This window comes from Modestobacter versicolor, assembly GCF_014195485.1.
Classification (GTDB): Bacteria; Actinomycetota; Actinomycetes; order Mycobacteriales; family Geodermatophilaceae; genus Modestobacter; species Modestobacter versicolor.
The window spans coordinates 1,894,745-1,917,295 of record NZ_JACIBU010000001.1 but is presented as its reverse complement, the minus strand read 5'-3'; the positions used below and the strand labels follow the sequence as shown (position 1 = coordinate 1,917,295).

Below are 22,551 nucleotides of genomic sequence, written 5' to 3'. Positions count from 1 at the left end.
CACCGCAACTCCTGGAGACCCGTCATGGCCCGCTTCGCCTCGCTCGTCGACTCGCTCGGCAACACCCCGCTGGTGGGTCTGCCGTCGCTGTCGCCCACCCCGGACGTCCGGCTGTGGGCCAAGCTCGAGGACCACAACCCCACCGGTTCGATCAAGGACCGCGCCGCCATCGCGATGATCGACGCGGCGGAGAAGGAGGGGCGGCTGCAGCCCGGCAGCACGATCCTGGAGCCCACCAGCGGCAACACCGGGATCTCGCTGGCGATGGTGGCGCGGCAGCGCGGGTACAAGCTGATCTGCGTGATGCCGGAGAACACCTCGATCGAGCGGCGCCAGCTGCTGGAGATGTACGGCGCGCAGATCATCAGCTCGCCGGCCGCCGGCGGCAGCAACCAGGCCGTCGCCGTCGCCAAGGGCCTGGCCGCCGAGCACGACGACTGGGTGATGCTCTACCAGTACGGCAACCCGGCCAACGCCGAGGCGCACTACACCGGCACCGGCCCGGAGATCCTGGCCGACATGCCCTCGATCACCCACTTCGTCGCGGGGCTGGGCACCACCGGCACGCTGATGGGCGTCTCGCGGTACCTGCGGGAGAAGAAGCCCGACGTCCAGGTGATCGCGGCCGAGCCGCGCTACGGCGAGCTGGTCTACGGGCTGCGCAACATCGACGAGGGCTTCATCCCCGAGCTCTACGACGCCGACCTGCTCGACTCGCGCTTCTCGGTCGGCCCGGACGACGCCGTCCACCGCACCCGCCAGCTCGTCGAGCGCGAGGGCATCTTCGCCGGCATCTCGACCGGCGCGATCCTGCACGCGGCGCTGGGCATCGCCGACAAGGAGGTCGCGGCCGGCCGCAAGGCCGACATCGTCTTCATCGTCTGCGACGGCGGCTGGAAGTACCTGTCCACCGGGGCCTACGCCGGCACGCTCGAGGAGGCGTCCTCCGCCCTGGAGGGCCAGCTCTGGGCATGATCAAGGACCCCACTGCCCCCCACCACTCGCAGGCTCGCGGCGGGTCCCTGCAGCAGGGCCGTTCCAGTGACGTCACCATCCCGGCTCGCGGGCTGCTGTTCGACAACGACGGCGTGCTCGTCGACTCCGAGAAGAGCGTCGTCTCCTCCTGGAGCCGGTGGGCGGTCGACCAGGGGCTGGACCCGGCGGAGGTGCTCGCCGCCGTGCCGGGCCGCCGGGCCGCGGACACCGTCGCGCTGTTCGTCGGGCCGGAGCAGGTCGACGAGGCCACCGCGACCGTCACCCGCCACGAGCTCGAGGACGCCGACGCCACGGCGCCCGTCCCCGGGGTGCTCGACCTCGTGCCGCAGCTGACCGGCGTGCCGTGGGCCGTGGTCACCTCCGGGGTCCGCGAGCTGGCGACCGCCCGGCTCCGCGGGGCCGGCGTCGACCTCCCGGACGTGCTGGTCACCGCCGAGGACGTCACGGCCGGCAAGCCCGACCCGCAGCCCTACCTCACCGGCGCGGCGCGGCTGGGCATCCCGCCGGCCGACCTGCTGGTGCTCGAGGACAGCGTCAGCGGGATCGCCTCCGGCCAGGCGGCCGGCTGCCGGGTGGTCGGCATCGGACCCGACGCCCTGCGGACGACGGCCGACGTGGTGGTGCGCGACCTCACCGGTGCCCGCTGGACCGGCGAGGGCCTGCTGCTGCCGGCCGCGGCCCTGCTGCGGGCTGTCGGCACCGGCAGCTAGCCTGGCCCGCGCCATGACGACAGCCGACGCCCCCATCGGGATCTTCGACTCCGGCGTCGGCGGGCTCACCGTGGCCCGCGCCGTCCTCGACCAGCTGCCCACGGAGTCGATCCGCTACGTCGGCGACACCGCGCACAGCCCGTACGGTCCCAAGCCGATCGCCGAGGTCCGCCGGCACTCGCTCGCGGTGATGGACGACCTGGTCGCCGCCGGCGTGAAGATGCTGGTCATCGCCTGCAACTCGGCCAGCGCGGCCTGCCTGGGCGACGCCCGCGAGCGCTACGACGTCCCGGTGGTCGAGGTGGTGCTGCCCGCCGTCCGCCGCGCCACCGCGGCCACCCGCAACGGCCGGGTCGGCGTCATCGGCACCCAGGCCACCATCACCAGCGGCGCCTACGAGGACGCCTTCGCCGCGGCCCCGCAGCTCACCGTCACCAGCGCCGCCTGCCCCAGCTTCGTCGACTTCGTCGAGCGCGGGATCACCAGCGGCCGGCAGCTCGTCGGGCTCGCCCAGTCCTACCTGGACCCGCTGCTGGCCGCCGACGTCGACACCGTCGTCCTGGGCTGCACGCACTACCCGCTGCTCACCGGCGTGCTGTCGCTGGTCCTGGGCGACGAGGTGACCCTGGTGTCCAGCGCGGAGGAGACGGCCAAGGACGTGTACCGCGTGCTCACCCGCACCGACCTGCTGCGCGACCCGGAGGGGCCGCCGCCGGTGCACGCCTTCCTGGCGACCGGCGACCCGGAGCCGTTCGCCCGGCTCGGCCGCCGCTTCCTCGGGCCCGAGGTCGACGCCGTCTCCCGCACCGGGGCCGCGGCGTGAAGCTGACGATCGTGGGCTGCTCGGGGAGCGCGCCCGGGCCGCTGTCGCCCGCCTCCTGCTACCTGGTGCAGCACGACGAGTTCTCCCTCCTCCTCGACCTGGGCAACGGCTCGTTCGGGGCGCTGCAAGCGCTGGTCGACCCGGGCGAGGTCGACGCGGTCTACCTCAGCCACCTGCACGCCGACCACTGCCTGGACGCCGCCCCGTTCGTCGTCTGGCACCGCTACTCCGGCCGCTCCGACGGCCGCACCGTGCCGCTGTACGCCCCGGTCGGCGCCGACCGGCGGCTGGCGGCCGCCTACGACCCCGACGGCGGGCCGATCGACGACGTCTTCGACGTGACCCCGATCGGTCCGGGCAGCTGGACGCTCGGCCCCTTCCAGGTCACCACGGCCCGCACCGCCCACCCGGTGGAGTGCTACGCCGTGCGGCTGACCGCCGGCGGCCGGTCGCTGGTCTACACCGGTGACACCGGCCCGAGCCCGGCGGTCGTCGAGCTCGCCCGCGGGGCCGACGTGCTGCTCGCCGAGGCTGCCTACGCCGAGGGCCCGGACCTGCCGCCGGGGCTCCACCTGACCGGCCGGCAGGCCGGGGAGCACGCGGCCGCCGCCGGGGTCGGGCGGCTGCTGATCACGCACGTGCCGTCCTGGGTGGACGCCGACGCGCAGCTGGCCGCCGCCCGCAGCGTGTTCCCGGCCAGCGAGCTCGCCCGGCACGCGGCGGTCCACGAGGTGTGAGGAGGTTGCCGCCCGGGTGCCGAGCAGGCACGGTGACGCGGTGGCCACCGAGTACGAGGAACGGGACGGCGTCCGGCTGAGCAGCCTGGACTCACCGCTGGGCGACGGGCTCGAGGTGACCAAGCGCGACCTGGTCGACCACCTCGACGCCTTCGCCGACCGGCTGGTGCCGCTGCTGGCCGAGCGGCCGCTGACCGTGAAACGAGTCCGGCCCGGCGCCGAGCCGTTCATCCAGCGCGACGTGCCCAAGGGGGCGCCGGACTGGGTGCGCACCGTGCCGACCTGGTCCGACCGCGCCCGGCGCGAGGTGCACCAGGTGCTGGTCGACGACCGGCGCACGCTGCTGTGGCTGGCCAACCAGCGCGCGGTCGAGTTCCACGTGCCCTTCAGCCGGGTGGGGGAGGAGGAACCGACCGGGCTGGTGCTGGACCTCGACCCGCCGGACGGCGCCGACTTCGAGCTGGTGGTGCGCACCGCGCTGCTGTGCCGCCGGGCGCTGGCCGACGCCGGCCTGACCGCGGCGGTGAAGACCAGCGGGTCGAGCGGGCTGCACGTCGTCGTCCCGGTGCACGGCTCGTCGGCCGAGGACGTCGCAGCCGCCACCCGGGCGCTGGCCGCGCGCACCGAGCAGCTGGACCCCGAGGTGGCCACCACCGCGTACGTGGTCGCCGAGCGGGGGATGCGGGTGTTCGTCGACTCCACCCGGTCCGGCCGGGGCACGATCGCCGCCGCCTACAGCCCCCGGGTGCGGCCCGGACTGCCGGTCTCGGCGCCGGTCGACTGGGCGGAGCTGGACGGCGTGCGGCCGGGGGACGTCACGGTGCGCACCGCGGCCGGTCGGTTCGCCGACGGCGACCCGTGGGCGGCGGCGCTGCCCGAGCCGCAGGAGCTGCCGGCCGACCTGGTCGCGGAGGGCCACACCATCCCGATCGCCCGGGTGCAGGCCATGCACGAGGGCAAGCGCCGGGCACGGGCGAAGACCGCGGAGGACGGGGCCTGACCGCTGGACACCCGCCGACCTCGCGCCCGTGCTGCCGCCCTCGCCCTCGAGCGCGAAGGCGGCAGCCCGACGGCGCGGTCGGCCGCGGGGAGTGCGGCCTCAGGCGGTCTGCACCTCGCGGCCGTCCTCGCCCCACATGGTGTGGAACGAGCCGTCCTTGTCGGTGCGGCGGTAGGTGTGCGCGCCGAAGAGGTCGCGCAGCCCCTGGATGAGCGCGGCCGGCAGCCGGTCGGCCCGCAGCCCGTCGTAGTAGGCGAGCGCGCTGGCGAAGCCGGGCACCGGCACACCGTGCCGGGCGGCCCCGGCGACGACCTGGCGCCAGCCCTCCTGGCCCTCGCTCACCGCGCCGCGGAAGTAGTCGTTGGTCAGCAGCGTGGTGACGTCGGGCTCGTCGGTGAACACCTGGGCGATCCGGTCCAGGAACTTGGCGCGGATGATGCAGCCGCCCCGCCAGATCCGGGCCAGCGCCGCCCGGTCGATGTCCCAGCCGTACTGGTCGGCGCCCTGGGTGATCTGGTCGAACCCCTGGGCGTAGGCGACCACCTTCGACGCGTACAGCGCCTGGCGGACCGACTCGATGAACGCGTCCCTGTCCTCGACCTGCTCGTCCCACTCCCGCCCCGGCCCCGGCAGCACTGCCTGCGCCGCGCTGCGCTGCTCGCGGTGGCCGGACAGCGCCCGGGCGAAGACCGCCTCGGCGATGCCGCTGACCGGCACCCCCAGGTCCAGCGCCGACTGCACGGTCCAGCGGCCGGTGCCCTTCTGCTCCGCCTCGTCCACCACGACGTCGACGAAGGGCTTCCCGGTCTCGGCGTCGGTGTGCCGCAGCACCTGGGCGGTGATCTCGATGAGGTAGCTGTCGAGGTCGCCCTCGTTCCAGCCGGCGAAGACGTCGCCGATCTCGGCGGGGGTGAGGCCGAGCCCCTGGCGCAGCAGGTCGTAGGCCTCGGCGATCAGCTGCATGTCGGCATACTCGATGCCGTTGTGCACCATCTTCACGAAGTGCCCGGCGCCGCTGGCCCCGACGTGGGTGCAGCACGGCTCCCCGTCGACGACGGCGGCGATCGACTCCAGCAGCGGTCCGACGAGCGCGTAGGCCTCCTTCGAGCCGCCGGGCATGATGCTCGGCCCGTTGAGCGCGCCCTCCTCGCCACCGCTGATCCCGGTGCCGACGAAGTGCAGCCCCTGGGCGGTGAGCGCGTCGGTGCGCCGGATGGTGTCGGAGAACCGGGCGTTGCCGCCGTCCATCAGCACGTCGCCCTCCTCGAGGAGGGGGGCGATCTCGTCGATGACGGCGTCGGTCGCGGCGCCGGCCTGCACCATGATGATGATCTTGCGGGGACGCTGGAGCGCGCCGACGAACTCCTCGACCGAGCCGGTCGGCACGAAGTCGCCCTCGCTGCCGTGCTGCTCGACGAGGGCGTCGGTGCGCCCGCGGCTGCGGTTGTGCAGCACCACCTGGTGGCCGTGCCGGGCCAGGTTGCGGGCGAGGTTCGCGCCCATGACTGCCAGTCCGGTGACGCCGATCTGATCGCTCATGGGCGTGACCCTGCCGGATCGGGGCGGGCACTGCCAGGTCCTGCCGGTCCCTGGCAGCGGCTCCTCCGCCGGGACCGGCTGCGAGCCGGGGGGAGGGGAGCCGCTACAGCCCGAGGTCGCGTCGCAGCTTGGCGACGTGCCCGGTGGCCTTCACGTTGTACGCGGCCTTCTCGATCTTGCCCTCGGCGTCGATCACGAAGGTCGACCGGATGACCCCGACGACCTCCTTGCCGTACAGCTTCTTGGGGCCGTAGGCGCCGTAGGCCATCAGCACCTGCTTGTCCGGGTCGGCCAGCAGCGTGATGGCGAGCTCCTCCTGCTCCCGGAAGCGGTGCAGCTTCTCCGGGGCGTCGGGGGAGATGCCCACGATGTCCAGCCCGGCCTCGGCCAGGTCGCCCGCGGCGGCGGTGAAGTCGACCGCCTGGGTGGTGCAGCCGGGCGTCAGCGCGGCGGGGTAGCAGTAGACGATGACCCGTCGGCCCCGGTAGTCCGTCAGCGACACCTCGCTGCCGTCGGCGTCGGGGAGGGTGAACGCCGGGGCGGGGTCACCGGGGGCGAGGCGGACGGGAGCGACGTCGGTCTCGGTCATGGTGCGCATCCTCCCGCACCGGGGCCGCGCAGGCCCAACCCGGTCACCCGGCCAGGAAGCTGAACCGCACGTGCCGCGACGGGTTGTCGATGTTGGTGTCCACGAAGCAGATGCGCTGCCAGGTGCCCAGCGTCAGCCGGCCCTCGAGCACGGGCACGGAGGCGTGCGGCGGCACGAAGGCCGGCAGCACGTGGTCGCGGCCGTGACCGGCGGCGCCGTGCCGGTGCCGCCAGCGGTCGTCGCGGGGGAGGAGCACGTCGAGCTGGGCGAGCAGGTCGTCGTCGCTGCCGGCCCCGGTCTCGATGATCGCGATCCCGGCGGTCGCGTGCGGCACGAAGACCTGGAGCAGGCCGTCGCCCTCGCCGCGGACGAACTCCGCGCACTCGTCGGTGAGGTCGACGATCGAGGGCACGCCCCCGGTCCGGACGGCACGGAGCTCTGAGCGCATGGGTCCACGATGGCACCGGCCGGCCCGGCCCCGCAGGGCGACCGGGCCGGGGTGCCCCGGTCAGGCCCGGTCGACGTCCCCCAGGAAGTCCAGGAGCGCGGCCGCCAGCTGGTGCGGCGCCTCGAGGGCCGCGTAGTGACCGACCCCGTCGAGGGTGACCGGGCGGACCTCCCCGGCGACCGCCCGCGACATCGTCGCGGCGGTGAAGTCGCCGCCGCCGGCGCCGACGGCGAGCACCGGGACGGACACCGGGTGCGCGGCGGCCAGGGCGACGAGCTCGGCACCCTCCCGGAGCATCGACCGGTAGAGGCCGCTGGCGCCGCGGAAGCCGCCGGGCCGCGCGTACGTGCGGGTGAACTCGTCGAGGTCGGCACCGGTGACCGCGCCCGGCGTCGCGCTCAGCGCCGCGAAGGCGAACCGGTCCAGGAACTCCCGCTCCCGACCGGTCAGCAGCAGCTCCGGCACACCCGGCGCGGCGAGGGCGCCGATGTGCCAGCTGCCGCCCGAGGTGACGTCGGCCAGCGCCTCCAGGCCGAACCCGGGCAGCCCCATCTCGATCGCGGTCAGGCTGCGCACGTCCTGCGGGTGGGTGCTGGCCAGCCGGAACACGGTGGCCCCGCTGATGTCCTGACCCACGAGGTGCACCGGTCCGATCCCCAACCGCTCGACGAGCTGGTGCAGGTCCTCGGCCGCGGTGGCGCTGTCGGCCGCATCGGGACCGGTGGCGGAGTCGCCGAAGCCCCGCAGGTCGACGGCGTGCACGCGGTGCCGGGCGGCCAGCAGCGGGATGAGCCGGTGGAAGGTCCACCACGTCTCGGGGAACCCGTGCACCAGCAGCACGGGCGACCCGGTCGTCCCGGCCTGGACGTGGTGCAGCCGGGTGCCGTTGACCTCGACGTGGTGGTGGGTGACACCGGGCAGGGACGCGGGCGCAGGTGCGGTGGTCATGACGGCTCCTCGATCGACAATCAGGTTGTCCATCACTGTAGACAACCTGGTTGTCGTCGTCCACCGGCTGGCTACCATCGCCGGGTGTCCCGCTCCGGTGCCGACCTGGCGCTCCTCCTGCTGGGCGGCTTCCGCTCGCTGGTGGACGCCGCGCAGGCCGAGCTGGCCCGCCGCGGGTACGAGGACGTGCGGCCCGTGCACGACTTCGCGATCCGGGCCATCGCCGCAGGCGCGGACAGCGCGTCGGAGCTGGGCCGGCGCATGTCGGTCTCCAAGCAGGCCGCGGCCAAGACGATCGCCGTGCTGACCGAACGCGGCTACGTGGGCCGGGGCGCCGACCCCGCGGACGCCCGGCGCAAGCAGCTGCACGTGACCGAGCAGGGTTTCGCCATGCTGCGCGAGGCCGAGGCCGTCTTCGACGAGCTGCGCGACCGGTGGGGGGCGCAGATCGGTGCCGACCAGCTCACCCGGCTCGAGGCGCAGCTGACCGAGCTGGTCGGTGGGGCACCGGTGCGCCTGGACACCCCCGGCTGGCTCGCCGGCCAGGACGTCGACGACCCGGCCCGGCCGCCGGCGGGCCCGTCGGCGGGGCAGAGCTAGTCTCGCTCCCCGTGACCCGCCCCGACGGCCGCGCGGCCGACCAGCTCCGCCCGGTGACCATCACCCGCAACTGGCTCGACCACGCCGAGGGCTCGGTGCTCGTGGAGTTCGGCCGCACCCGGGTGCTGTGCGCCGCCAGCGTCACCGAGGGCGTGCCCCGCTGGCGCCGCGGCTCGGGCCTGGGCTGGGTCACCGCCGAGTACTCGATGCTGCCGCGGGCCACCCACACCCGCAACGACCGCGAGTCGGTCAAGGGCAAGATCGGCGGCCGCACCCACGAGATCAGCCGGCTCATCGGCCGGTCGCTGCGCGCGAGCATCGACCTCGCCGCGCTGGGGGAGAACAGCATCGCCATCGACTGCGACGTCCTCCAGGCCGACGGCGGCACCCGCACCGCGGCGATCACCGGCGCCTACGTCGCCCTCGCCGACGCCGTCTCCTGGCTGGGCGAGCGCGGCACGCTGGCGAAGGCCGACCCGCTGCCGAACTCGGTGGCCGCGGTGAGCGTGGGCGTCATCGACGGCGAGCCCCGGCTGGACCTCGCCTACGAGGAGGACGTGAAGGCCGGCACCGACATGAACGTCGTGTGCACCGGGGCCGGCGGCTTCGTCGAGGTGCAGGGCACCGCCGAGGGCGCCGTGTTCGACCGGGCCACCCTCGACCAGCTGCTCGACCTCGCCGTCGCCGGGTGCGCCGAGCTCACCGCGCTGCAGCAGCAGGCGCTGTCGGCATGACGCAGCTGCTGCTGGCCACCCGCAACGCCGGCAAGCTCGCCGAGCTGCAGCGGCTGCTGGCCACCGCCGTACCCGGGGTCGAGGTCCTCGGCCTGCGCGACGTCGCCGAGTACCCGGAGGCGCCGGAGACCGGGGCGACGTTCGAGGAGAACGCGCTGCTCAAGGCGCGGGAGGCGGTGCGGTACACCGGGCTGCCCGCGGTCGCCGACGACTCGGGGATCACCGTCGACGCGCTCAACGGCATGCCGGGCATCCTGTCGGCGCGCTGGTCGGGCCGGCACGGCGAGGACGCCGCCAACACCGCGCTGCTGCTCGCCCAGATCGCCGACGTCCCCGACGAGCGGCGCGGGGCCGCCTTCGTCTGCGCCGCCGCGCTCGTGCTGCCCGACGGCGCCGAGCACGTGCTGCGCGCGGAGTGGCGGGGGACGGTGATCCGCGAGGGGCGGGGGACCAACGGCTTCGGCTACGACCCGGTGTTCGTGCCCACCGGGCTGGACCGCACCTCGGCCGAGCTCGCGCCGGCGGAGAAGGACGCGATCAGCCACCGCGGGCAGGCGTTCGCCGCGCTGCTCCCGGTGATCGGCGAGGCGCTGGCCGGGCGCTGACCGCTCAGCGGCCGCCGCTCCAGTCGATGAACCACAGCGAGAACGCCGCCATCAGCGGGTGGAACGACAGCACCAGGAACGCGGCGAGCACCCGGTCGGTGCGCCAGTAGTTGCGCAGCCGGACGCCGCGGCTCCAGCCCCGGCTCCGGCCGCCGTCCAGCGCGCGCTGGCCGACCGCCGCCTCCTCCTCCGCCGTCAGCGGGCGGGAGTGCGCGGCCTGCCACGCCTCGACCCGGGCCCACCCGGGGGCGAACCCGCAGCCCAGCGCGAGCAGCACGGCCCCGCCGAGCAGCGGGAGCAGCGCGCCGGGCACCAGCAGCACCAGCCCGGCGGCGGCGGCACCGGCGGCGAAGCCGGCGACGGTGACCGCGCCCAGGCAGAACACCAGGCCGAAGGCGACCATCAGGATCAGGTAGCCGGGCAGCAGCACCTCGTGCAGCGACCGGTCGGTGACGAGCAGGACGGCGGTCTCGACGGCGAGCACGGTCGCCGCCAGCACCAGCACCCGGCGCATCGGCAGCCGCGGCGGCGTGACGCCGGACGTGGCCAGCCGCACGCGCGACTCGGCGAAGCTCTCCGCCTCCGCGGGTGAGGCGCCGGTCCGGAGCTCCGACAGCGGGTTGGCAGCGGTCACGGCCGGTCCTCCTGGTCAGCGGGCGGTGCGTCGAGCAGGTCCTCGACCAGGTCCCGCGGTGCGTCGTCCTGGGGCGGCGCGACCGGCCGGGTCGGCGGCGGCACCGGCACGGCGGCCGGGTCCATCAGCCGGACGACGTCCGAGGCGGGCCGGGCCGGGCGAGCGACCGGCGCCTGGGTGGGCGCCGGCGCGACGTCGGCCGGCTCGCTGAGGCTCGCCACCTCCTCGACCTGCACGTGGCTGGACAGCCCGTGGTCCGTCTTCTCCCAGTAGAAGGGGTTGACCACCAGCTGCCAGAGCGCCTTGTACGAGGCGATCGAGTGCAGCAGCCAGTAGGCGGGGGAGAGCAGGGCGAAGGGCACCAGCCCGTAGGTGCGGCGTTTGAAGCCGGCCAGCAGCGACAGGTAGATGATCACGCCGTTGCCGAGCAGCAGGTTGGCCGTGCTGACGTCGACCAGCCAGCCGGGCAGCAGCGGCACGAGGGCGCCGGGCCAGACCAGCTGGACGACGAGCATCGCGTAGAGCCACGGCGTCGCCAGGAACATCAGCGGGGTGCCGCCGATGAGCAGGGCGAAGCCGGCCGTCTGCCGGGGGCCGACGCTGCGCAGCAGCCGCCACGGGTGGCGGGTGTGCACCAGCACCGTCTGCATGTAGCCCTTGATCCAGCGGCTGCGCTGCCGGATCCAGTTGCCGACGGCCATGTTGGCCTCTTCGTACGTCGTGGAGTTCACGACGGCGACGCGGTGCCCCTGGGCCGACGCCCGGATGCCCAGGTCGGCGTCCTCGGTGACGTTGTAGGGGTCCCAGCCACCCAGGTCGCGCAGCATGTCGGTGCGGAAGTGGTTGCTGGTGCCGCCGAGCGGGATCGGCAGCCGCAGCTTGTCCAGGCCGGCCAGGGTGTAGTCGAACCAGGAGGAGTACTCCAGGGTGAACATCCGGGTGAGCAGGTTCTCCCGGGCGTTGAAGTAGTTCAGCGCCGCCTGCACGCAGACCAGGTCGTCGCCGCCCTTGCGGAACGCGACGATCGCCTTCTTCAGCTGGTCGGCGTCCGGGCGGTCCTCGGCGTCGTAGATGACGACGTACTCGCCGCGGGCGAAGGTCAGCCCGACGTTGCACGCGCGGGGCTTGGTCTTGGGCAGCGAGTGCGGGACGACGACTATGCGCACCAGGTCCGGCGGCGCGGCGGCCAGCGCGGCGGTCAGCGTCTCCGGGTCGTCCTCCTCCAGCAGGAGGAGGATCTCCAGCTTCTCCCGCGGGTAGTCGAGGTCGGCCAGGTTGCGCATCAGCAGGCCGACGATGCCGGCCTCCTTGTAGACCGGGACGAGGATCGTGTAGACGGGCAGGTCGGTGTCCTCGAGCGCGGCGACCTCCTCGGCGGTGACCTGCTCGACGGTCTCCCACGCGGTGCCGACGGTGCTGATCAGCGCCTTGGTGCCGACCGCGAGGGCGACGGCGACGTTCACCGTCGCCACCAGCACGACCAGGGTCAGCGAGGCGTCGAGGAACAGGCCGGCGACGGTGGCGGCCAGCAGCGCGACCGCGGCGGCGACCTGGGGCCAGATGAAGACGGTGGACGCCGACTCGTCCGGGCGGCGCTCGGCCAGCGACTGGACGGCGTCGTGCACCAGCTCGTCGCGCCACACGGTGCGCAGCGCGCGCTGGACGTCCCAGTCGGTGGTGACCACCTGGCGCACCCGCGGCACGCCGGTGCGCCGGACGACCTCCTCGGCGATGTGCGCCGACGGGCGGCCGGCGGTGGCGACGACGACCTGCGGCAGGCCGTCGCCGTCCTCCTCGACGCGCAGCGGCACCCAGGTCTCGCGGGCCAGCATCGCGGCGGGGAAGCGGCGGGCCAGCTCCTCGTCGACCTCGACCGGGTCGACGAACGCCAGGTCGGCGCCCCACACCTCGGCGAGGGCGACGTAGAGCTGCCGGCGGGTGACCCAGCCCCGGGCCAGGACGACGGCACCCAGCGGCGCGCCGACCCGCTGGTGCTGCCCGAGCGCCTCGTCGAGCTGCTCCTGCGTCAGCGCGCCCTGCTCGACGAGCACGTCGCCGAGGCGGTCGGGCGCGGCGTGCCGGCCGGTGCCGCGGCGGGGCGCCGGGCCGGGGACGGCGCCGCTGTGCGCGAAGACTGTCACCGGGAGTTGGTCGGCAGGACCGGCTCCCTCCTGTGGCCGCCGGGGGTGCGTGTCACCCGCCCGGGTGACCAGCGCCGCCCGATCGGGGGCAGGTCGGCGGCCGGAGCCGGATCTTGCGGATCCCTTGCGGGTCCCTGGCGGGGGTCCTGCGGTTGGCGGCGCAGGGTCGGTCCTGCCGGGGAGGACCACCTCCTGGCAGGACCGACCTGAGGAGTCTCGTGAACGGCAGCAACGGCACGTCCGCCCGGCGGGTGACCATCGCCCGGGTGCTCGGCTCCATCGGGGTCGTCGGCACGGCGGCCGCGGTCGCCGGGATCGGCACCTTCGGTGGCTTCACCGACAGCACCACCCCGGCCCCGGTCTCGGTCCAGTCCGGGATCGTCTCCATCGCGCTGTCCGCCGCCGACGGCACCGCGACCGTCCCGCTGGCCTTCGACGGGGTCGTGCCCGGCGCCTCGGTGACCCAGGAGCTCGACCTGGTCAACGACGGCGACGCAGGCCTGGCCTCGGTCAGCCTCACCACCGCCGCGACCGTCTCCAGCGTGCTGGACACCGACACCGTGAACGGCCTGCAGATGACCGTGCGCTCCTGCTCGGTGGCGTGGACCGCGGGCAGCTGCGCCGGCGACGTCCGCACCGTGCTGGCGGCCGGCCCGGTCGTGCGCACCGCCGACCTGAGCAACCCGGCGAGCCTCACCGCCAAGGCGACCGACCACCTGGCCGTGACGGTGTCGCTGCCGGCGGCCGCCGGCGATGCCTTCAAGGAGAAGTCCAGCGAGCTCGCCCTGACCTTCACCGCCACCCAGCGCGCCGGCACCAGCCGCTGACCGCAGCGCTGCGCCCGGCCCCTGACCCGGCCGGGCGCAGCGCTGGTCACACTCAGGGCGGTCGCACCCCGCGACCGGGGAGCGGAGGTGCGCGATGGCCGACCTGGAGGCGATGCGCCGGTTCGGGCTGGTGCTGGAGATGGCCGAGGCCGCCGGCGACGGCGACTGGGCGGCGTGGACCCGGGTGCTGGCCGGGCTGGACGAGGACACCCGGGCCGACGTGGTGCGGCAGTCCTCGCTGGTGATCGCGATGCTCTGCCAGCGGGAGGCCGAGCGGCGGGGCGTCACCCGCGACGGGTTCCTGGCGATGTTCCGCGCCGAGGTCATGGAGGCGCTCGGCTGAACGCGTGACCGGCCTCCCCGCCGGGCACTGCAGCGTCGTGCAGGTCTTCGTGGACGCCGTCCGGCAGCTGTCCTTCGACGACGGGACGCCGGTGACCGCGGCGTCGGCGATCGCGCCGCTGGGCGACGGCTGGCTCGTCGCCCAGGACGACTCCACGATCGCCGCCTGGCGCCGGCCCGGGTCGACGGTGCCGGTGCGGGTGCTGCCCGCCGTCGAGGGCCACGACCGGTTCAGCGAGGCGGCCGGCACGAAGCACCTCAAGCCCGACCTCGAGGTGGCCTGCCCGGCCGAGGTCGACGGGGCGCCCGCCGTCCTGCTGCTCGGCTCCGGGTCGACGGCACGGCGGATGCGCGGGGTCCTGGTCCGCCTGGACGACGGGCGGCCGGTGGTGCACGCCGCGGACCTCGCCCCGGTCTACGCGCGGGTGGCCGAGGCGCTGCACGTCCCGCTGGACCAGCTCAACCTGGAGGGCGCGAGCCGGCACCAGGCCACGGTGCGCTGGTTCCACCGCGGCAACCTCGCCGCCGGCCTCGCGTCGGGGAGCGTCGAGGTGCCGCTGGCGGCCCTGGTCGACGCCGTGCTGGGCCGGGCACCCGCCGCCGACGTCCCGGTGGGTCGGCCGCTGACCTACGAGCTGGGCGAGGTCGAGGGGGTGGGGCTCGCGGTGACCGACGCGGTGGCCCTGCCCGACGGCCGGCTGCTGCTCAGCGCGGCCGCCGAGGACAGCCCCAACGCGATCGACGACGGCCCGGTGGTGGCCACCGCGCTCGCGCTGGTCGACGGCGACGACGTGGTGGCGGTGGCGCCGCTGCCCGAGGTGGGTGGCCGGGTGCACAAGGTCGAGGGGCTGGGCCTGGTCGACGTTCGCGGGGACGAGGTGCGGCTGCTGGCCGTGGTGGACGACGACGACCCGGACGTGCCCTCGACCGAGCTGGACCTGCGCGTCGTCCTCGGGTGAGCCCGCGCCGTCAGGCGGTCGCGCGCCCCTCGTAGAGGTACCCGGCCGGCCGCGGCACGCCCTCCTCGTAGCGGGTGCGCAGCTCCGCGACCGTCAGCGGCGAGGCGGCCAGCAGCCGGGCGACGTCGGTGTCCAGGCGGCAGCCGGCGAGCACCCGGTTGACCCGGTTGCCCCGGCGCTGCCACCGCTGCACGGCGGGGTCGGGGGACAGGCCGTGCTCGACCAGGTGCAGCGCGGCGCCCGGTCTGAGCACGCGGGCCACCTCGGCCAGCGCGCGGCCGGCGTCCGGGACGCCGCAGAGCACCCAGGTGCACAGCGCGGAGTCGAAGCGGTCGTCGGGGAAGGGGAGGGACTGCGCGTCGTCCCCGGCGAGCACGACGGGCACGGGGGAGGCGTCCCGGCGGGCGCGGGACAGCTGCACCGCGGTGGCCGAGGGCTCGACCGCCCAGACCCCGGTGACCTCCGGTGGCAGGTGCGGCAGGTTGTGGCCGGAGCCGAACCCGATCTCGAGCACGTCGCCGGTGAGCCCGGCGCAGACCCGGTCGCGCACCAGCCCGAACGCCGCCGTCCCGAGCTGGCGGTCGTGGAGCCGGGGCCGCAGGTGCCGGCTGTAGACGCCCATGCGCGAGCAGGGTCCTCCGGTCGGTGCGCGGGTCGCAAGGCCCGACCCCTTGCCGGGGAGTGCGCCGGCCAGCACCCTGTGCGCCGTGGCGGAGAGCGTGGGGACGCACGGCTGGGCCGAGCAGGTGGACGCCGCGGCGGTCGCGCTGGTGCACGGGCTGGACCTGCGCCAGGTCGGCGAGGTGCTGCGCGTCGACTGGTCGACCGAGCGGACCGTGCTCTTCGACGACGCGTGGGACGTGCTGGACGACGACACGGACCTCTTCCCGGTGCAGCTGGAGGAGCTCGACGGCTGGGTGGTCGTCATCGAGCCCAACGGCTACCTGACCACCTTCGAGGAGGTCCTCGTCGCGCTGTCCGCGGGCGGGGTGGCGGTCTCGGTGTTCTGGAACGTCAACGCGAGGTACCAGTTCTCACTCGCCCGTCGCGGCGAGCTCGTCCGGTCGCTGGACCCGTTCATCCAGGACTGGGAGCCGACCGGCGAGCCGCTGCCCGAAGAGGCGGGCCTGCCCTTCGGCGAGGAGGACGCCAGCCAGAGCGCCGCCACGGTCGAGCTTGCCCGGCGGGTGACCGGGGTGTCCCTCGACGGCGACTGGCTGCTCGGGCGCCCGCACCGCACCTGGTCCACCGCGGGTCCGCCCGGGCCCTGACCGGCCCACGTGCGGGAGAGGGGAGTCGAACCCCTACGCCCGAAGGCACCAGATCCTAAGTCTGGCGTGGCTGCCGTTACACCACTCCCGCGTGGCCCCGGAGTCTAGGAGCACCCCCCACCCCGAACATGGCCATCTCCGGGGTGACAGACGCCCCGAAGATGGCCCTGTTCGGGGCTGGGTGGCGGGGCAGTGAATGCCCTGGAACAAAGACCAAGATTGTTTCTCGAAAGCGTTGACCCGGCCGGACACGCGTCGTTACGTTTCGGCCACGCAGCGACGTGACGCAGACCTCGTCCGGACACCGACGCCGTTGCGGTCTCCTCACCCCCGTGCCGTGGTGCGGTCGCGTCCCCACGGTCGCCCCCGAGAGGACAACCGTGCCCATCCGACGTCTCCTGACGAGCGTGCTCGCAGCGTTCGTCCTGGCACTGGCGACCCTGGTCGCCCTGCCCGGCACCGCCAGCGCCGACGAGTCCTGGTGGCGGGGTCCCGCCCCCACCCAGGCCAGCATCTCCGCAGCACAAGGGCCGTTCGCGACCTCGTCCACGACCGTGTCCAGCTTCTCCACGCCGGGGTTCGGCGCGGCGACGATCTACTACCCGACGACGACCACGGCCGGCACGTTCGGCGGGGTGGCCATCTCGCCCGGCTACACCGCCACCCAGTCCAGCATCGCCTGGCTGGGCCCGCGGATCGCCTCGCAGGGCTTCGTCGTCATCACCTTCGACACCAACTCGCGCTACGACCAGCCGGCCTCGCGCGGTGACCAGCTGCTGGCCGCGCTGGACTACCTGACCACCTCCAGCCCGGTGCGCGCCCGGGTCGACGCCGACCGGCTGGCGGTCATGGGCCACTCGATGGGCGGCGGGGGCACCCTCGAGGCGGCCAAGGACCGGCCGTCGCTGGACGCCGCCATCCCGCTGACCGGCTGGAACACCGACAAGACCTGGCCGGAGGTCACCACGCCGACCCTGGTGATCGGTGCGGAGTCGGACTCGGTGGCCCCGGTCAGCAGCCACTCCATCCCGTTCTACAACTCGCTGACCAACGCCCAGGAGCGGGCCTACCTCGAGCTGAACGGCGCCAGCCACTTCGCGCCCAACAGCCCGAACACCACCATCGCGAGCACCTCCATCGCGTGGCTCAAGCGCTGGGTGGACACCGACACCCGGTACAGCCAGTTCCTCTGCCCGGGGCCGTCGGTCACCCTGACCGGCGCGGTCTCGGACTACCGGTCCACCTGCCCGGTGTGACCGCACGTCACCGGTGAGGGCGGTCGCCGTGGCAACACGGCGGCCGCCCGCCGTCGTGTCGTGGAGCCGGCGCGCCCGGCGCCCCTACGCTCGCGCCGTGATCGCGCCCCCCGAGGAGGTCGTCCGCGCCGCGGCCAGGACCCTCCTGCGGGAGGAGCGGCTGGACACCAGCACGCTCGCCGCCGAGCTCGGCATCTCCCGGGTCACCCTCTTCCGCCGGGTCGGCAACCGCGACGCGATCCTCGGCGAGGCGCTGTGGGCGCTGGCCGAGCGGACGCTGCGCACGGCGGCGGAGGCGTACGACGCCCGGCCGGCGGGTGCCGAGACGTCCGGCCGGCTGCGGTGCCTCGCGGTCACCGAGGACTTCCGGCACACAGTCAGCGAGTCCGCCGCGCTGCGCCGGCTGGTCGCGGAGGAGCCGACGAGCACCCTGCGGATCGCCACCGACCCCCGCGGCCGGGTGCAGCCCCGGCTGGTGGAGGCCTACACCGAGCTCTTCCAGCGGGACGTCGACGAGCACGGGCTCACCCCGCAGGTGCCGCTGCCACTGCTGGCGTTCGGCGTCGTGCGGCTGGGAGAGTCCTTCCTGTACTCCGACGTGATGGTCTCCCGGGCCCCGGACCTCAAGGCCGCGACCACCGTGCTGGACGCGCTGGTGACCGGGGTGATCGGCCTCCCGCCGTCCTGACCGGCACCCGGACGGGTGGAGCTGCGCGGGCTGACCAGGCCGGGCGGCACAAGATCTGGCAGGCTGTCGCCGTGCCGCGCAGCCCCGAGCAGATCCAGCAGGAGATCGACGCCGCCCGCGAGTCGCTGGCGGCGACCCTGGACGAGCTGGCGTTCCGAACCAGCCCACAGCGCCTCAAGGACCAGGGCAAGGCCAAGGCGCAGGCGTTCCTGCAGAGCCCGCCCGGGATGGCGATCGCCGGCGGCGTCGGGCTGCTGGTCACCTTCGTCGTCACCCGCCGGGTCGTGCAGGGCGTCCGCCACGCGCGGGACCGCAGGCGCGTGGTGACCGTCCCGGTGCCCGTGGGCGTGCGGCCCCGCCGCTGACGCGATGGGCGGCCCGTCCGGCGCCGTTCACGCGGTCGGGGTGAAGGTGGACACCAGCTCGATCTCACCCACGATGGCGTCGTCGAACGCCGGCAGGTCCTCGGCCGGGATCCAGTACTCCAGGATCGTCGCACCGCCGGCCTGCTGGACGGCGTAGCGGTCCAGGAACGCACGGCGGACGCGGAACCGGGTGACGTGCCCGATCCCGCTGGCCGGCACGTTCCAGTCCCGGGCGATGCGGGTGGCGTAGTCCTCGTTCAGCACCGGGTAGGAGAGTCGCCCACGGGCCGACGGTAGCCAGCCGCGCCGCCCCGACCGGCGCACGACATCCGAGGTGCACACTCGGGTCGTGCGCCACCCGAAGCCCGACCCGGTCGGCCCCGGTCAGGAGTCCGTCTGGGACTACCCCCGCCCGCCGTCCGCCCAGGTGACCGGACGCCGGGTCGAGGTCTCCCTCGGCGGCCAGGTCATCGCCAGCACCGACCGCGCCGTGCGGGTCTGCGAGACCAGCCACCCGCCGGTCTTCTACGTCCCACGCGAGGACGTGGCGCCCGGCGTCCTCGAGCGGGCCGTCGGCTCCTCGTGGTGCGAGTTCAAGGGGACGGCGACCTACTGGGACGCCGTCGTGGACGGGGTGCGGCACTCCTCGGTCGCCTGGTCCTACGAGCAGCCGACCGCCGGCTACGAGCACCTGCGCGGCGCGCTCGCGTTCTACCCGAGCCGGGTGGACCGCGCGACGGTCGACGGTGAGCCGGTGCGCGCCCAGGCCGGCGACTTCTACGGCGGCTGGATCACCGCTGAGGTGGTCGGCCCGTTCAAGGGCGAGGCCGGTACCCGCGGGTGGTGAACCCGTACCCCCCAGGGGTATGGTGAACGGCATGACGGGCTACGCCGGCAACAAGGACCAGGTCCTCGCGCGACTCAAGCGGGTCGAGGGGCAGGTCCGGGGCATCGCGCGGATGGTCGAGGACGACACGTACTGCATCGACGTCCTCACCCAGGTCTCCGCCGCGACCAAGGCCCTGCAGGCGGTCGCCCTCGGGCTGCTCGACGACCACCTGGGCCACTGCGTCCGGGACGCGGTCGCCAGCAGTGCCGAGGACGACGGCGCCGCCGCCGAGGCCAAGATCGCCGAGGCCTCGGCCGCCATCGCCCGGCTCGTCCGGTCCTGACCCCCCCACCACCGAGGAGCTCTCCCGTGCAGACCCTGGACTTCACCGTCACCGGCATGACCTGCCAGCACTGCGTCGCCTCCGTCACCGAGGAGGTCACCGAGCTGGCCGGCGTCACCGAGGTCGACGTCGACCTGGCCAGCGGCCGGCTGCACGTCGTCGGTGACGTGACCGCCGAGCAGGTGCAGGCCGCGGTCGCCGAGGCCGGCAGCTACACCGCGCAGCCGGCGTGACCGCCGGGCCCGAAGCGGCCCGTCCGGCGGCGCAGCTCCCGGACGAGGTCCGCCTCGACATCACCGGGATGACCTGCGCCAGCTGCGCCAACCGCATCGAGCGCAAGCTCAACAAGCTCGACGGCGTGCAGGCCAGCGTCAACTACGCGACCGAGGCGGCGACGGTCCGCTTCGACCCGGAGCTGGTCGACACCGACCGGCTGCTGGCGACTGTCGCCGCCGCGGGCTACTCCGCGGCCCTGCCGGCCCCGCCGGTGGAGGACGAGACCGAGGCCGTCGCCGACGATCCGGAGGCCGCGCTGCGGCAGCGGCTGCTGGTCAGCGCCGCGCTGGCGCTGCCGGTGCTCGTGCTGTCGATGGTGCCCGCGCTGCAGTTCGACAACTGGCAGTGGCTCGCGCTCACCCTGGCCAGCCCGGTCGCGGTGTGGGGCGCCTGGCCGTTCCACCGGGCCGCCGTGGTCAACGCCCGGCACGGCGCGAGCACCATGGACACCTTGGTGTCGATCGGCATCTCCGCCGCCTACCTCTGGTCGCTGTGGGCGCTGTTCCTCGGCGACGCCGGCATGACCGGGATGCGGATGACCTTCGACCTGGTCCCCGAGCGGGGTGCCGGCACGCACGAGGTCTACCTCGAGGTCGCCTCCGCGGTGACTGTCTTCCTGCTCGCCGGCCGGTACGCCGAGGCCCGCGCCAAGCGCCGCTCCGGGTCGGCGCTGGCCGCCCTGCTCGAGCTGGGCGCCCGGGACGCCGCGGTGCTGCGCGACGGGGTCGAGGTGCGCGTGCCGATCAACCGGCTCGCGGTGGGCGACCGGTTCGTCGTCCGGCCGGGGGAGAAGGTGGCCACCGACGGCGTCGTGGTCAGCGGCACCTCCGCGGTCGACCTCTCCATGCTCACCGGCGAGAGCGTCCCGGTGGAGGTCGCCGAGGGCGACCGGGTCACCGGCGCGACGGTCAACGTCGGCGGCCGGCTGGTGGTCGAGGCGACCCGGGTCGGTGACGCCACGACGCTCGCCCAGCTCGGCCGGCTGGTCACCCAGGCGCAGAGCGGCAAGGCCCAGGTGCAGCGGCTGGCCGACCGCGTCTCGGCCGTGTTCGTCCCGGTCGTCCTGGTCATCGCGCTGCTGACGCTGGCCGGGTGGCTGCTCACCACCGGCGACGTGACGGCGGCCTTCACCGCCGCGGTCGCCGTGCTGGTCATCGCCTGCCCGTGCGCGCTGGGGCTGGCCACGCCGACGGCGCTGCTGGTCGGCACCGGCCGCGGCGCCCAGCTCGGCGTGCTGATCAAGGGCCCCGAGGTGCTGGAGAGCACCCGCCGGGTCGACACCGTGCTGCTGGACAAGACCGGCACGGTCACCACCGGCCAGATGAGCCTGGTGCAGGTCGCCGGTCACCCGGACACGCTGCGGCTCGCCGCCGCCGTCGAGGCCGGGTCCGAGCACCCGATCGCCCGGGCGGTCGTCGCCGCCGCCGGCACCCCGCTCGCCCCGGTGGAGGGCTTCAGCAGCCAGCCCGGGATGGGCGTCAGCGGTCGGGTCGACGGGCTCGACCTGGTCATCGGCTGCCGCGGCGAGCTGCCCCCGCTGCCCGCCGAGCTGGCCGCGGTCGTCGAGGCTGCCGAGGCGGCCGGCCGCACCGCGGTGCAGGTCGCCTGGGACGGCGAGGTGCGCGGCGTGCTCGTCGTCTCCGACACCGTGAAGCCGAGCAGCGCCGCCGCCATCGGCCGGCTGCGCGCGCTCGGGCTCTCCCCGGTGCTGGTCACCGGCGACAACGCGGGAGCGGCGGCTGCGGTGGCCCGCGCCGTCGGCCTCGACCCCGACCGCGGCGAGGTGGTGGCCGGGGTGCTGCCCGCGGGCAAGGTCGACGTCGTCCGCGACCTGCAGGCGCGCGGCCGGGTGGTCGCCATGGTCGGCGACGGCGTGAACGACGCACCGGCGCTGGCCCAGGCCGACCTGGGGCTGGCGATGGGCTCGGGCACCGACGTGGCGATCGAGGCCAGCGACCTGACCCTGGTCCGGGCCGACCTGGACGCCGCCGTCGACGCCGTCCGGCTGTCCCGGCGCACCCTCGCGGTGATCAAGGGCAACCTGTTCTGGGCGTTCGCCTACAACGTCGCCCTGGTGCCGCTGGCGGCGCTCGGCTTCCTCAACCCGGTGCTCGCCGGGCTGGCGATGGCGGCGTCCTCGGTGCTGGTGGTCACCAACAGCCTGCGGCTGCGCCGCTTCCGCTCGGCGGCCCAGCCGGCCTGAGGAGCGGGGCCCTCAGGCGGCGTTGCGCACCGAGATGAGCGGCAGGACGACGTCGGCGAGGACCTCGTCGGCGAACTCCTCCGACACCGGCTCGCCGCTGAACAGCCAGCGCTGCAGGATCGGCGCGCTGGCGGTGGAGCCGACCGCCGTCCCGGCCATCGGCTGGTGCACCTCGCCGCGGGCCTCGGCGCGCTCCCAGACGGTGCGGAACGTCGCGCCCCAGACGTCCATCGGGCCGCTGCGGAACGCCTCGCGGAGCCCCGGCTCGTGCGGCAGGGCCGACAGCAGCGACAGCGTGGCCGCGCCGAGCGGGCCGTTGACCGCGCCGACCAGCCAGTGCAGCAGCACCCGCAGGTCGCCCTCCAGCGAGCCGGTGTCCGGGGCGTCGATCGACATCGAGCTCAGCTCGGCGACCGCGTCGGCGACCAGGTCGGACTTGGTGCGCCAGCGGCGGTAGATCGTCGCCTTGCCCACCCCGGCGGCCGAGGCCACGGCGTCCATGGTCAGCCCGGCGTAGCCGGACTCGGCCAGCACCTGGAGGATCGCCGCCCGGATCGCGCCGTCGCGGGACGGGTCCCGGGGCCGGCCACCTCGGCCGGGTCGTGCGCCGTCGACTGGTGGCAGGTTAGGCACACCTGAACTGTAGTCGAGTTGATCATCGATGTGCGCGCGCTTCCACGTGGTGGAG

General features: G+C 74.6%; 28 protein-coding genes and 1 tRNA gene. 19 read left to right on the top strand and 10 right to left on the bottom strand.

Annotation, left to right across the window (positions count from 1 at the left end; all coding sequences use genetic code 11):
- Positions 1–24: 24 nt before the first annotated feature.
- From FHX36_RS09300 to FHX36_RS09280, 5 genes are read left to right on the top strand one after another with little or no spacing between them, the layout of a single operon-like run.
- Positions 25–975, top strand: a complete 951-nt coding sequence (locus FHX36_RS09300; RefSeq protein ID WP_110551001.1) for a PLP-dependent cysteine synthase family protein — start codon at positions 25–27, stop codon at positions 973–975.
- Positions 972–1,706, top strand: a complete 735-nt coding sequence (locus FHX36_RS09295; protein ID WP_110551000.1) for an HAD-IA family hydrolase — start codon at positions 972–974, stop codon at positions 1,704–1,706. Before FHX36_RS09300 ends, FHX36_RS09295 begins: the two co-directional genes overlap by 4 nt.
- 13 nt (positions 1,707–1,719) lie before the next feature.
- Positions 1,720–2,529 (top strand): glutamate racemase, encoded by an 810-nt coding sequence (gene murI, locus FHX36_RS09290; protein ID WP_110550999.1) that lies wholly within the window; start codon positions 1,720–1,722, stop codon positions 2,527–2,529.
- Positions 2,526–3,266 carry an MBL fold metallo-hydrolase gene (locus FHX36_RS09285; RefSeq protein ID WP_110550998.1) on the top strand — a complete coding sequence of 247 codons (741 nt, stop codon included), beginning with the start codon at positions 2,526–2,528 and terminating at the stop codon, positions 3,264–3,266. Before murI ends, FHX36_RS09285 begins: the two co-directional genes overlap by 4 nt.
- A gap of 40 nt (positions 3,267–3,306) precedes the next feature.
- A complete protein-coding gene (locus FHX36_RS09280) occupies positions 3,307–4,266 on the top strand; it encodes a DNA polymerase domain-containing protein (RefSeq protein ID WP_110551020.1) in 960 nt (319 codons plus the stop codon).
- A 99-nt stretch (positions 4,267–4,365) separates the two neighbouring features.
- Here the strand turns inward: FHX36_RS09280 and gndA are convergent, their stop codons facing one another.
- From gndA to FHX36_RS09260, 4 genes are all read right to left on the bottom strand, one after another.
- Positions 4,366–5,805: an NADP-dependent phosphogluconate dehydrogenase gene (gene gndA / locus FHX36_RS09275; RefSeq protein WP_110550997.1), complete on the bottom strand. Its 1,440-nt coding sequence runs from the start codon at positions 5,803–5,805 to the stop codon at positions 4,366–4,368.
- Positions 5,806–5,908: 103 nt separating this feature from the next.
- The gene (bcp, locus tag FHX36_RS09270) at positions 5,909–6,394 is read right to left on the bottom strand and encodes a thioredoxin-dependent thiol peroxidase (protein WP_110550996.1); all 486 of its coding nucleotides are present in this window, start codon (positions 6,392–6,394) and stop codon (positions 5,909–5,911) included.
- A 43-nt stretch (positions 6,395–6,437) separates the two neighbouring features.
- A complete protein-coding gene (locus tag FHX36_RS09265; protein WP_110550995.1) occupies positions 6,438–6,842 on the bottom strand; it encodes a YjbQ family protein in 405 nt (134 codons plus the stop codon).
- A gap of 60 nt (positions 6,843–6,902) precedes the next feature.
- On the bottom strand, positions 6,903–7,790 hold the full coding sequence (locus FHX36_RS09260; protein WP_110550994.1) for an alpha/beta fold hydrolase: 888 nt from the start codon (positions 7,788–7,790) through the stop codon (positions 6,903–6,905).
- An 84-nt stretch (positions 7,791–7,874) separates the two neighbouring features.
- Between FHX36_RS09260 and FHX36_RS09255 the strand changes: the two genes are divergently transcribed.
- Genes FHX36_RS09255 through rdgB form a run of 3 tightly spaced genes read left to right on the top strand, consistent with a single transcriptional unit; the run spans position 7,875 to position 9,729 of the window.
- Positions 7,875–8,390: a MarR family winged helix-turn-helix transcriptional regulator gene (locus tag FHX36_RS09255; RefSeq protein ID WP_110550993.1), complete on the top strand. Its 516-nt coding sequence runs from the start codon at positions 7,875–7,877 to the stop codon at positions 8,388–8,390.
- A gap of 11 nt (positions 8,391–8,401) precedes the next feature.
- Positions 8,402–9,124: a ribonuclease PH gene (gene rph, locus FHX36_RS09250; protein ID WP_110550992.1), complete on the top strand. Its 723-nt coding sequence runs from the start codon at positions 8,402–8,404 to the stop codon at positions 9,122–9,124.
- Positions 9,121–9,729 carry an RdgB/HAM1 family non-canonical purine NTP pyrophosphatase gene (gene rdgB, locus FHX36_RS09245; protein ID WP_110550991.1) on the top strand — a complete coding sequence of 203 codons (609 nt, stop codon included), beginning with the start codon at positions 9,121–9,123 and terminating at the stop codon, positions 9,727–9,729. The genes rph and rdgB overlap by 4 nt, the downstream gene beginning before the upstream one ends.
- A 4-nt stretch (positions 9,730–9,733) precedes the next feature.
- On the opposite strand, the gene FHX36_RS09240 is transcribed toward rdgB, so the two are convergent.
- Both FHX36_RS09240 and FHX36_RS09235 read right to left on the bottom strand, forming a co-directional pair.
- The gene (locus FHX36_RS09240; protein ID WP_110550990.1) at positions 9,734–10,363 is read right to left on the bottom strand and encodes a hypothetical protein; all 630 of its coding nucleotides are present in this window, start codon (positions 10,361–10,363) and stop codon (positions 9,734–9,736) included.
- Entirely contained in the window at positions 10,360–12,504 is a 2,145-nt protein-coding gene (locus FHX36_RS09235) for a glycosyltransferase (RefSeq protein WP_110550989.1), read from the bottom strand. Before FHX36_RS09235 ends, FHX36_RS09240 begins: the two co-directional genes overlap by 4 nt.
- Positions 12,505–12,722: 218 nt before the next feature.
- Between FHX36_RS09235 and FHX36_RS09230 the strand changes: the two genes are divergently transcribed.
- The 3 genes from FHX36_RS09230 to FHX36_RS09220 all read left to right on the top strand — a co-directional run bounded on the left by FHX36_RS09230 (position 12,723) and on the right by FHX36_RS09220 (position 14,632).
- The gene (locus tag FHX36_RS09230) at positions 12,723–13,331 is read left to right on the top strand and encodes a hypothetical protein (RefSeq protein ID WP_110550988.1); all 609 of its coding nucleotides are present in this window, start codon (positions 12,723–12,725) and stop codon (positions 13,329–13,331) included.
- Positions 13,332–13,425: 94 nt separating this feature from the next.
- Positions 13,426–13,674, top strand: coding sequence for a hypothetical protein (locus FHX36_RS09225; RefSeq protein WP_110550987.1), 249 nt, complete (start codon positions 13,426–13,428; stop codon positions 13,672–13,674).
- 4 nt (positions 13,675–13,678) lie between these two features.
- On the top strand, positions 13,679–14,632 hold the full coding sequence (locus FHX36_RS09220; protein ID WP_258372606.1) for a DUF6910 family protein: 954 nt from the start codon (positions 13,679–13,681) through the stop codon (positions 14,630–14,632).
- A 10-nt stretch (positions 14,633–14,642) separates the two neighbouring features.
- Here the strand turns inward: FHX36_RS09220 and FHX36_RS09215 are convergent, their stop codons facing one another.
- Positions 14,643–15,254, bottom strand: coding sequence for a class I SAM-dependent methyltransferase (locus FHX36_RS09215; RefSeq protein ID WP_110550986.1), 612 nt, complete (start codon positions 15,252–15,254; stop codon positions 14,643–14,645).
- Positions 15,255–15,339: 85 nt separating this feature from the next.
- On the opposite strand from FHX36_RS09215, the gene FHX36_RS09210 reads away from it, so the two are divergent.
- Positions 15,340–15,903 carry a DUF6461 domain-containing protein gene (locus tag FHX36_RS09210; RefSeq protein WP_146251525.1) on the top strand — a complete coding sequence of 188 codons (564 nt, stop codon included), beginning with the start codon at positions 15,340–15,342 and terminating at the stop codon, positions 15,901–15,903.
- Between the two features lie 10 nt (positions 15,904–15,913).
- Here the strand turns inward: FHX36_RS09210 and FHX36_RS09205 are convergent.
- Positions 15,914–15,994: transfer RNA gene (locus FHX36_RS09205), tRNA-Leu, on the bottom strand.
- Between the two features lie 316 nt (positions 15,995–16,310).
- Here FHX36_RS09205 and FHX36_RS23870 point away from each other — a divergent pair.
- From FHX36_RS23870 to FHX36_RS09190, 3 genes are all read left to right on the top strand, one after another.
- Positions 16,311–17,159 (top strand): alpha/beta hydrolase family protein, encoded by an 849-nt coding sequence (locus tag FHX36_RS23870; protein ID WP_220035822.1) that lies wholly within the window; start codon positions 16,311–16,313, stop codon positions 17,157–17,159.
- Between the two features lie 97 nt (positions 17,160–17,256).
- The gene (locus FHX36_RS23865; RefSeq protein WP_110550983.1) at positions 17,257–17,847 is read left to right on the top strand and encodes a QsdR family transcriptional regulator; all 591 of its coding nucleotides are present in this window, start codon (positions 17,257–17,259) and stop codon (positions 17,845–17,847) included.
- 71 nt (positions 17,848–17,918) lie between these two features.
- Positions 17,919–18,212 carry a DUF3618 domain-containing protein gene (locus FHX36_RS09190; protein ID WP_110550982.1) on the top strand — a complete coding sequence of 98 codons (294 nt, stop codon included), beginning with the start codon at positions 17,919–17,921 and terminating at the stop codon, positions 18,210–18,212.
- Between the two features lie 27 nt (positions 18,213–18,239).
- On the opposite strand, the gene FHX36_RS09185 is transcribed toward FHX36_RS09190, so the two are convergent.
- Positions 18,240–18,476, bottom strand: a complete 237-nt coding sequence (locus FHX36_RS09185; protein WP_220035821.1) for a hypothetical protein — start codon at positions 18,474–18,476, stop codon at positions 18,240–18,242.
- Positions 18,477–18,561: 85 nt separating this feature from the next.
- Here FHX36_RS09185 and FHX36_RS09180 point away from each other — a divergent pair, with 85 nt between their 5' ends.
- From FHX36_RS09180 to FHX36_RS09165, 4 genes are read left to right on the top strand one after another with little or no spacing between them, the layout of a single operon-like run.
- Positions 18,562–19,059 (top strand): DUF427 domain-containing protein, encoded by a 498-nt coding sequence (locus FHX36_RS09180; RefSeq protein WP_110550980.1) that lies wholly within the window; start codon positions 18,562–18,564, stop codon positions 19,057–19,059.
- Positions 19,060–19,090: 31 nt separating this feature from the next.
- Positions 19,091–19,384: a metal-sensitive transcriptional regulator gene (locus tag FHX36_RS09175; RefSeq protein ID WP_110551018.1), complete on the top strand. Its 294-nt coding sequence runs from the start codon at positions 19,091–19,093 to the stop codon at positions 19,382–19,384.
- 26 nt (positions 19,385–19,410) lie between these two features.
- Complete coding sequence (locus FHX36_RS09170) at positions 19,411–19,617, top strand: heavy-metal-associated domain-containing protein (RefSeq protein ID WP_181428651.1); 207 nt, start codon at positions 19,411–19,413, stop codon at positions 19,615–19,617.
- Entirely contained in the window at positions 19,614–21,863 is a 2,250-nt protein-coding gene (locus FHX36_RS09165) for a heavy metal translocating P-type ATPase (RefSeq protein WP_343056589.1), read from the top strand. The genes FHX36_RS09170 and FHX36_RS09165 overlap by 4 nt, the downstream gene beginning before the upstream one ends.
- A 12-nt stretch (positions 21,864–21,875) precedes the next feature.
- Here FHX36_RS09165 and FHX36_RS09160 read toward each other — a convergent pair whose 3' ends face one another.
- A complete protein-coding gene (locus FHX36_RS09160) occupies positions 21,876–22,496 on the bottom strand; it encodes a TetR/AcrR family transcriptional regulator (RefSeq protein ID WP_110554186.1) in 621 nt (206 codons plus the stop codon).
- Between the last annotated feature and the right edge of the window lie 55 nt (positions 22,497–22,551).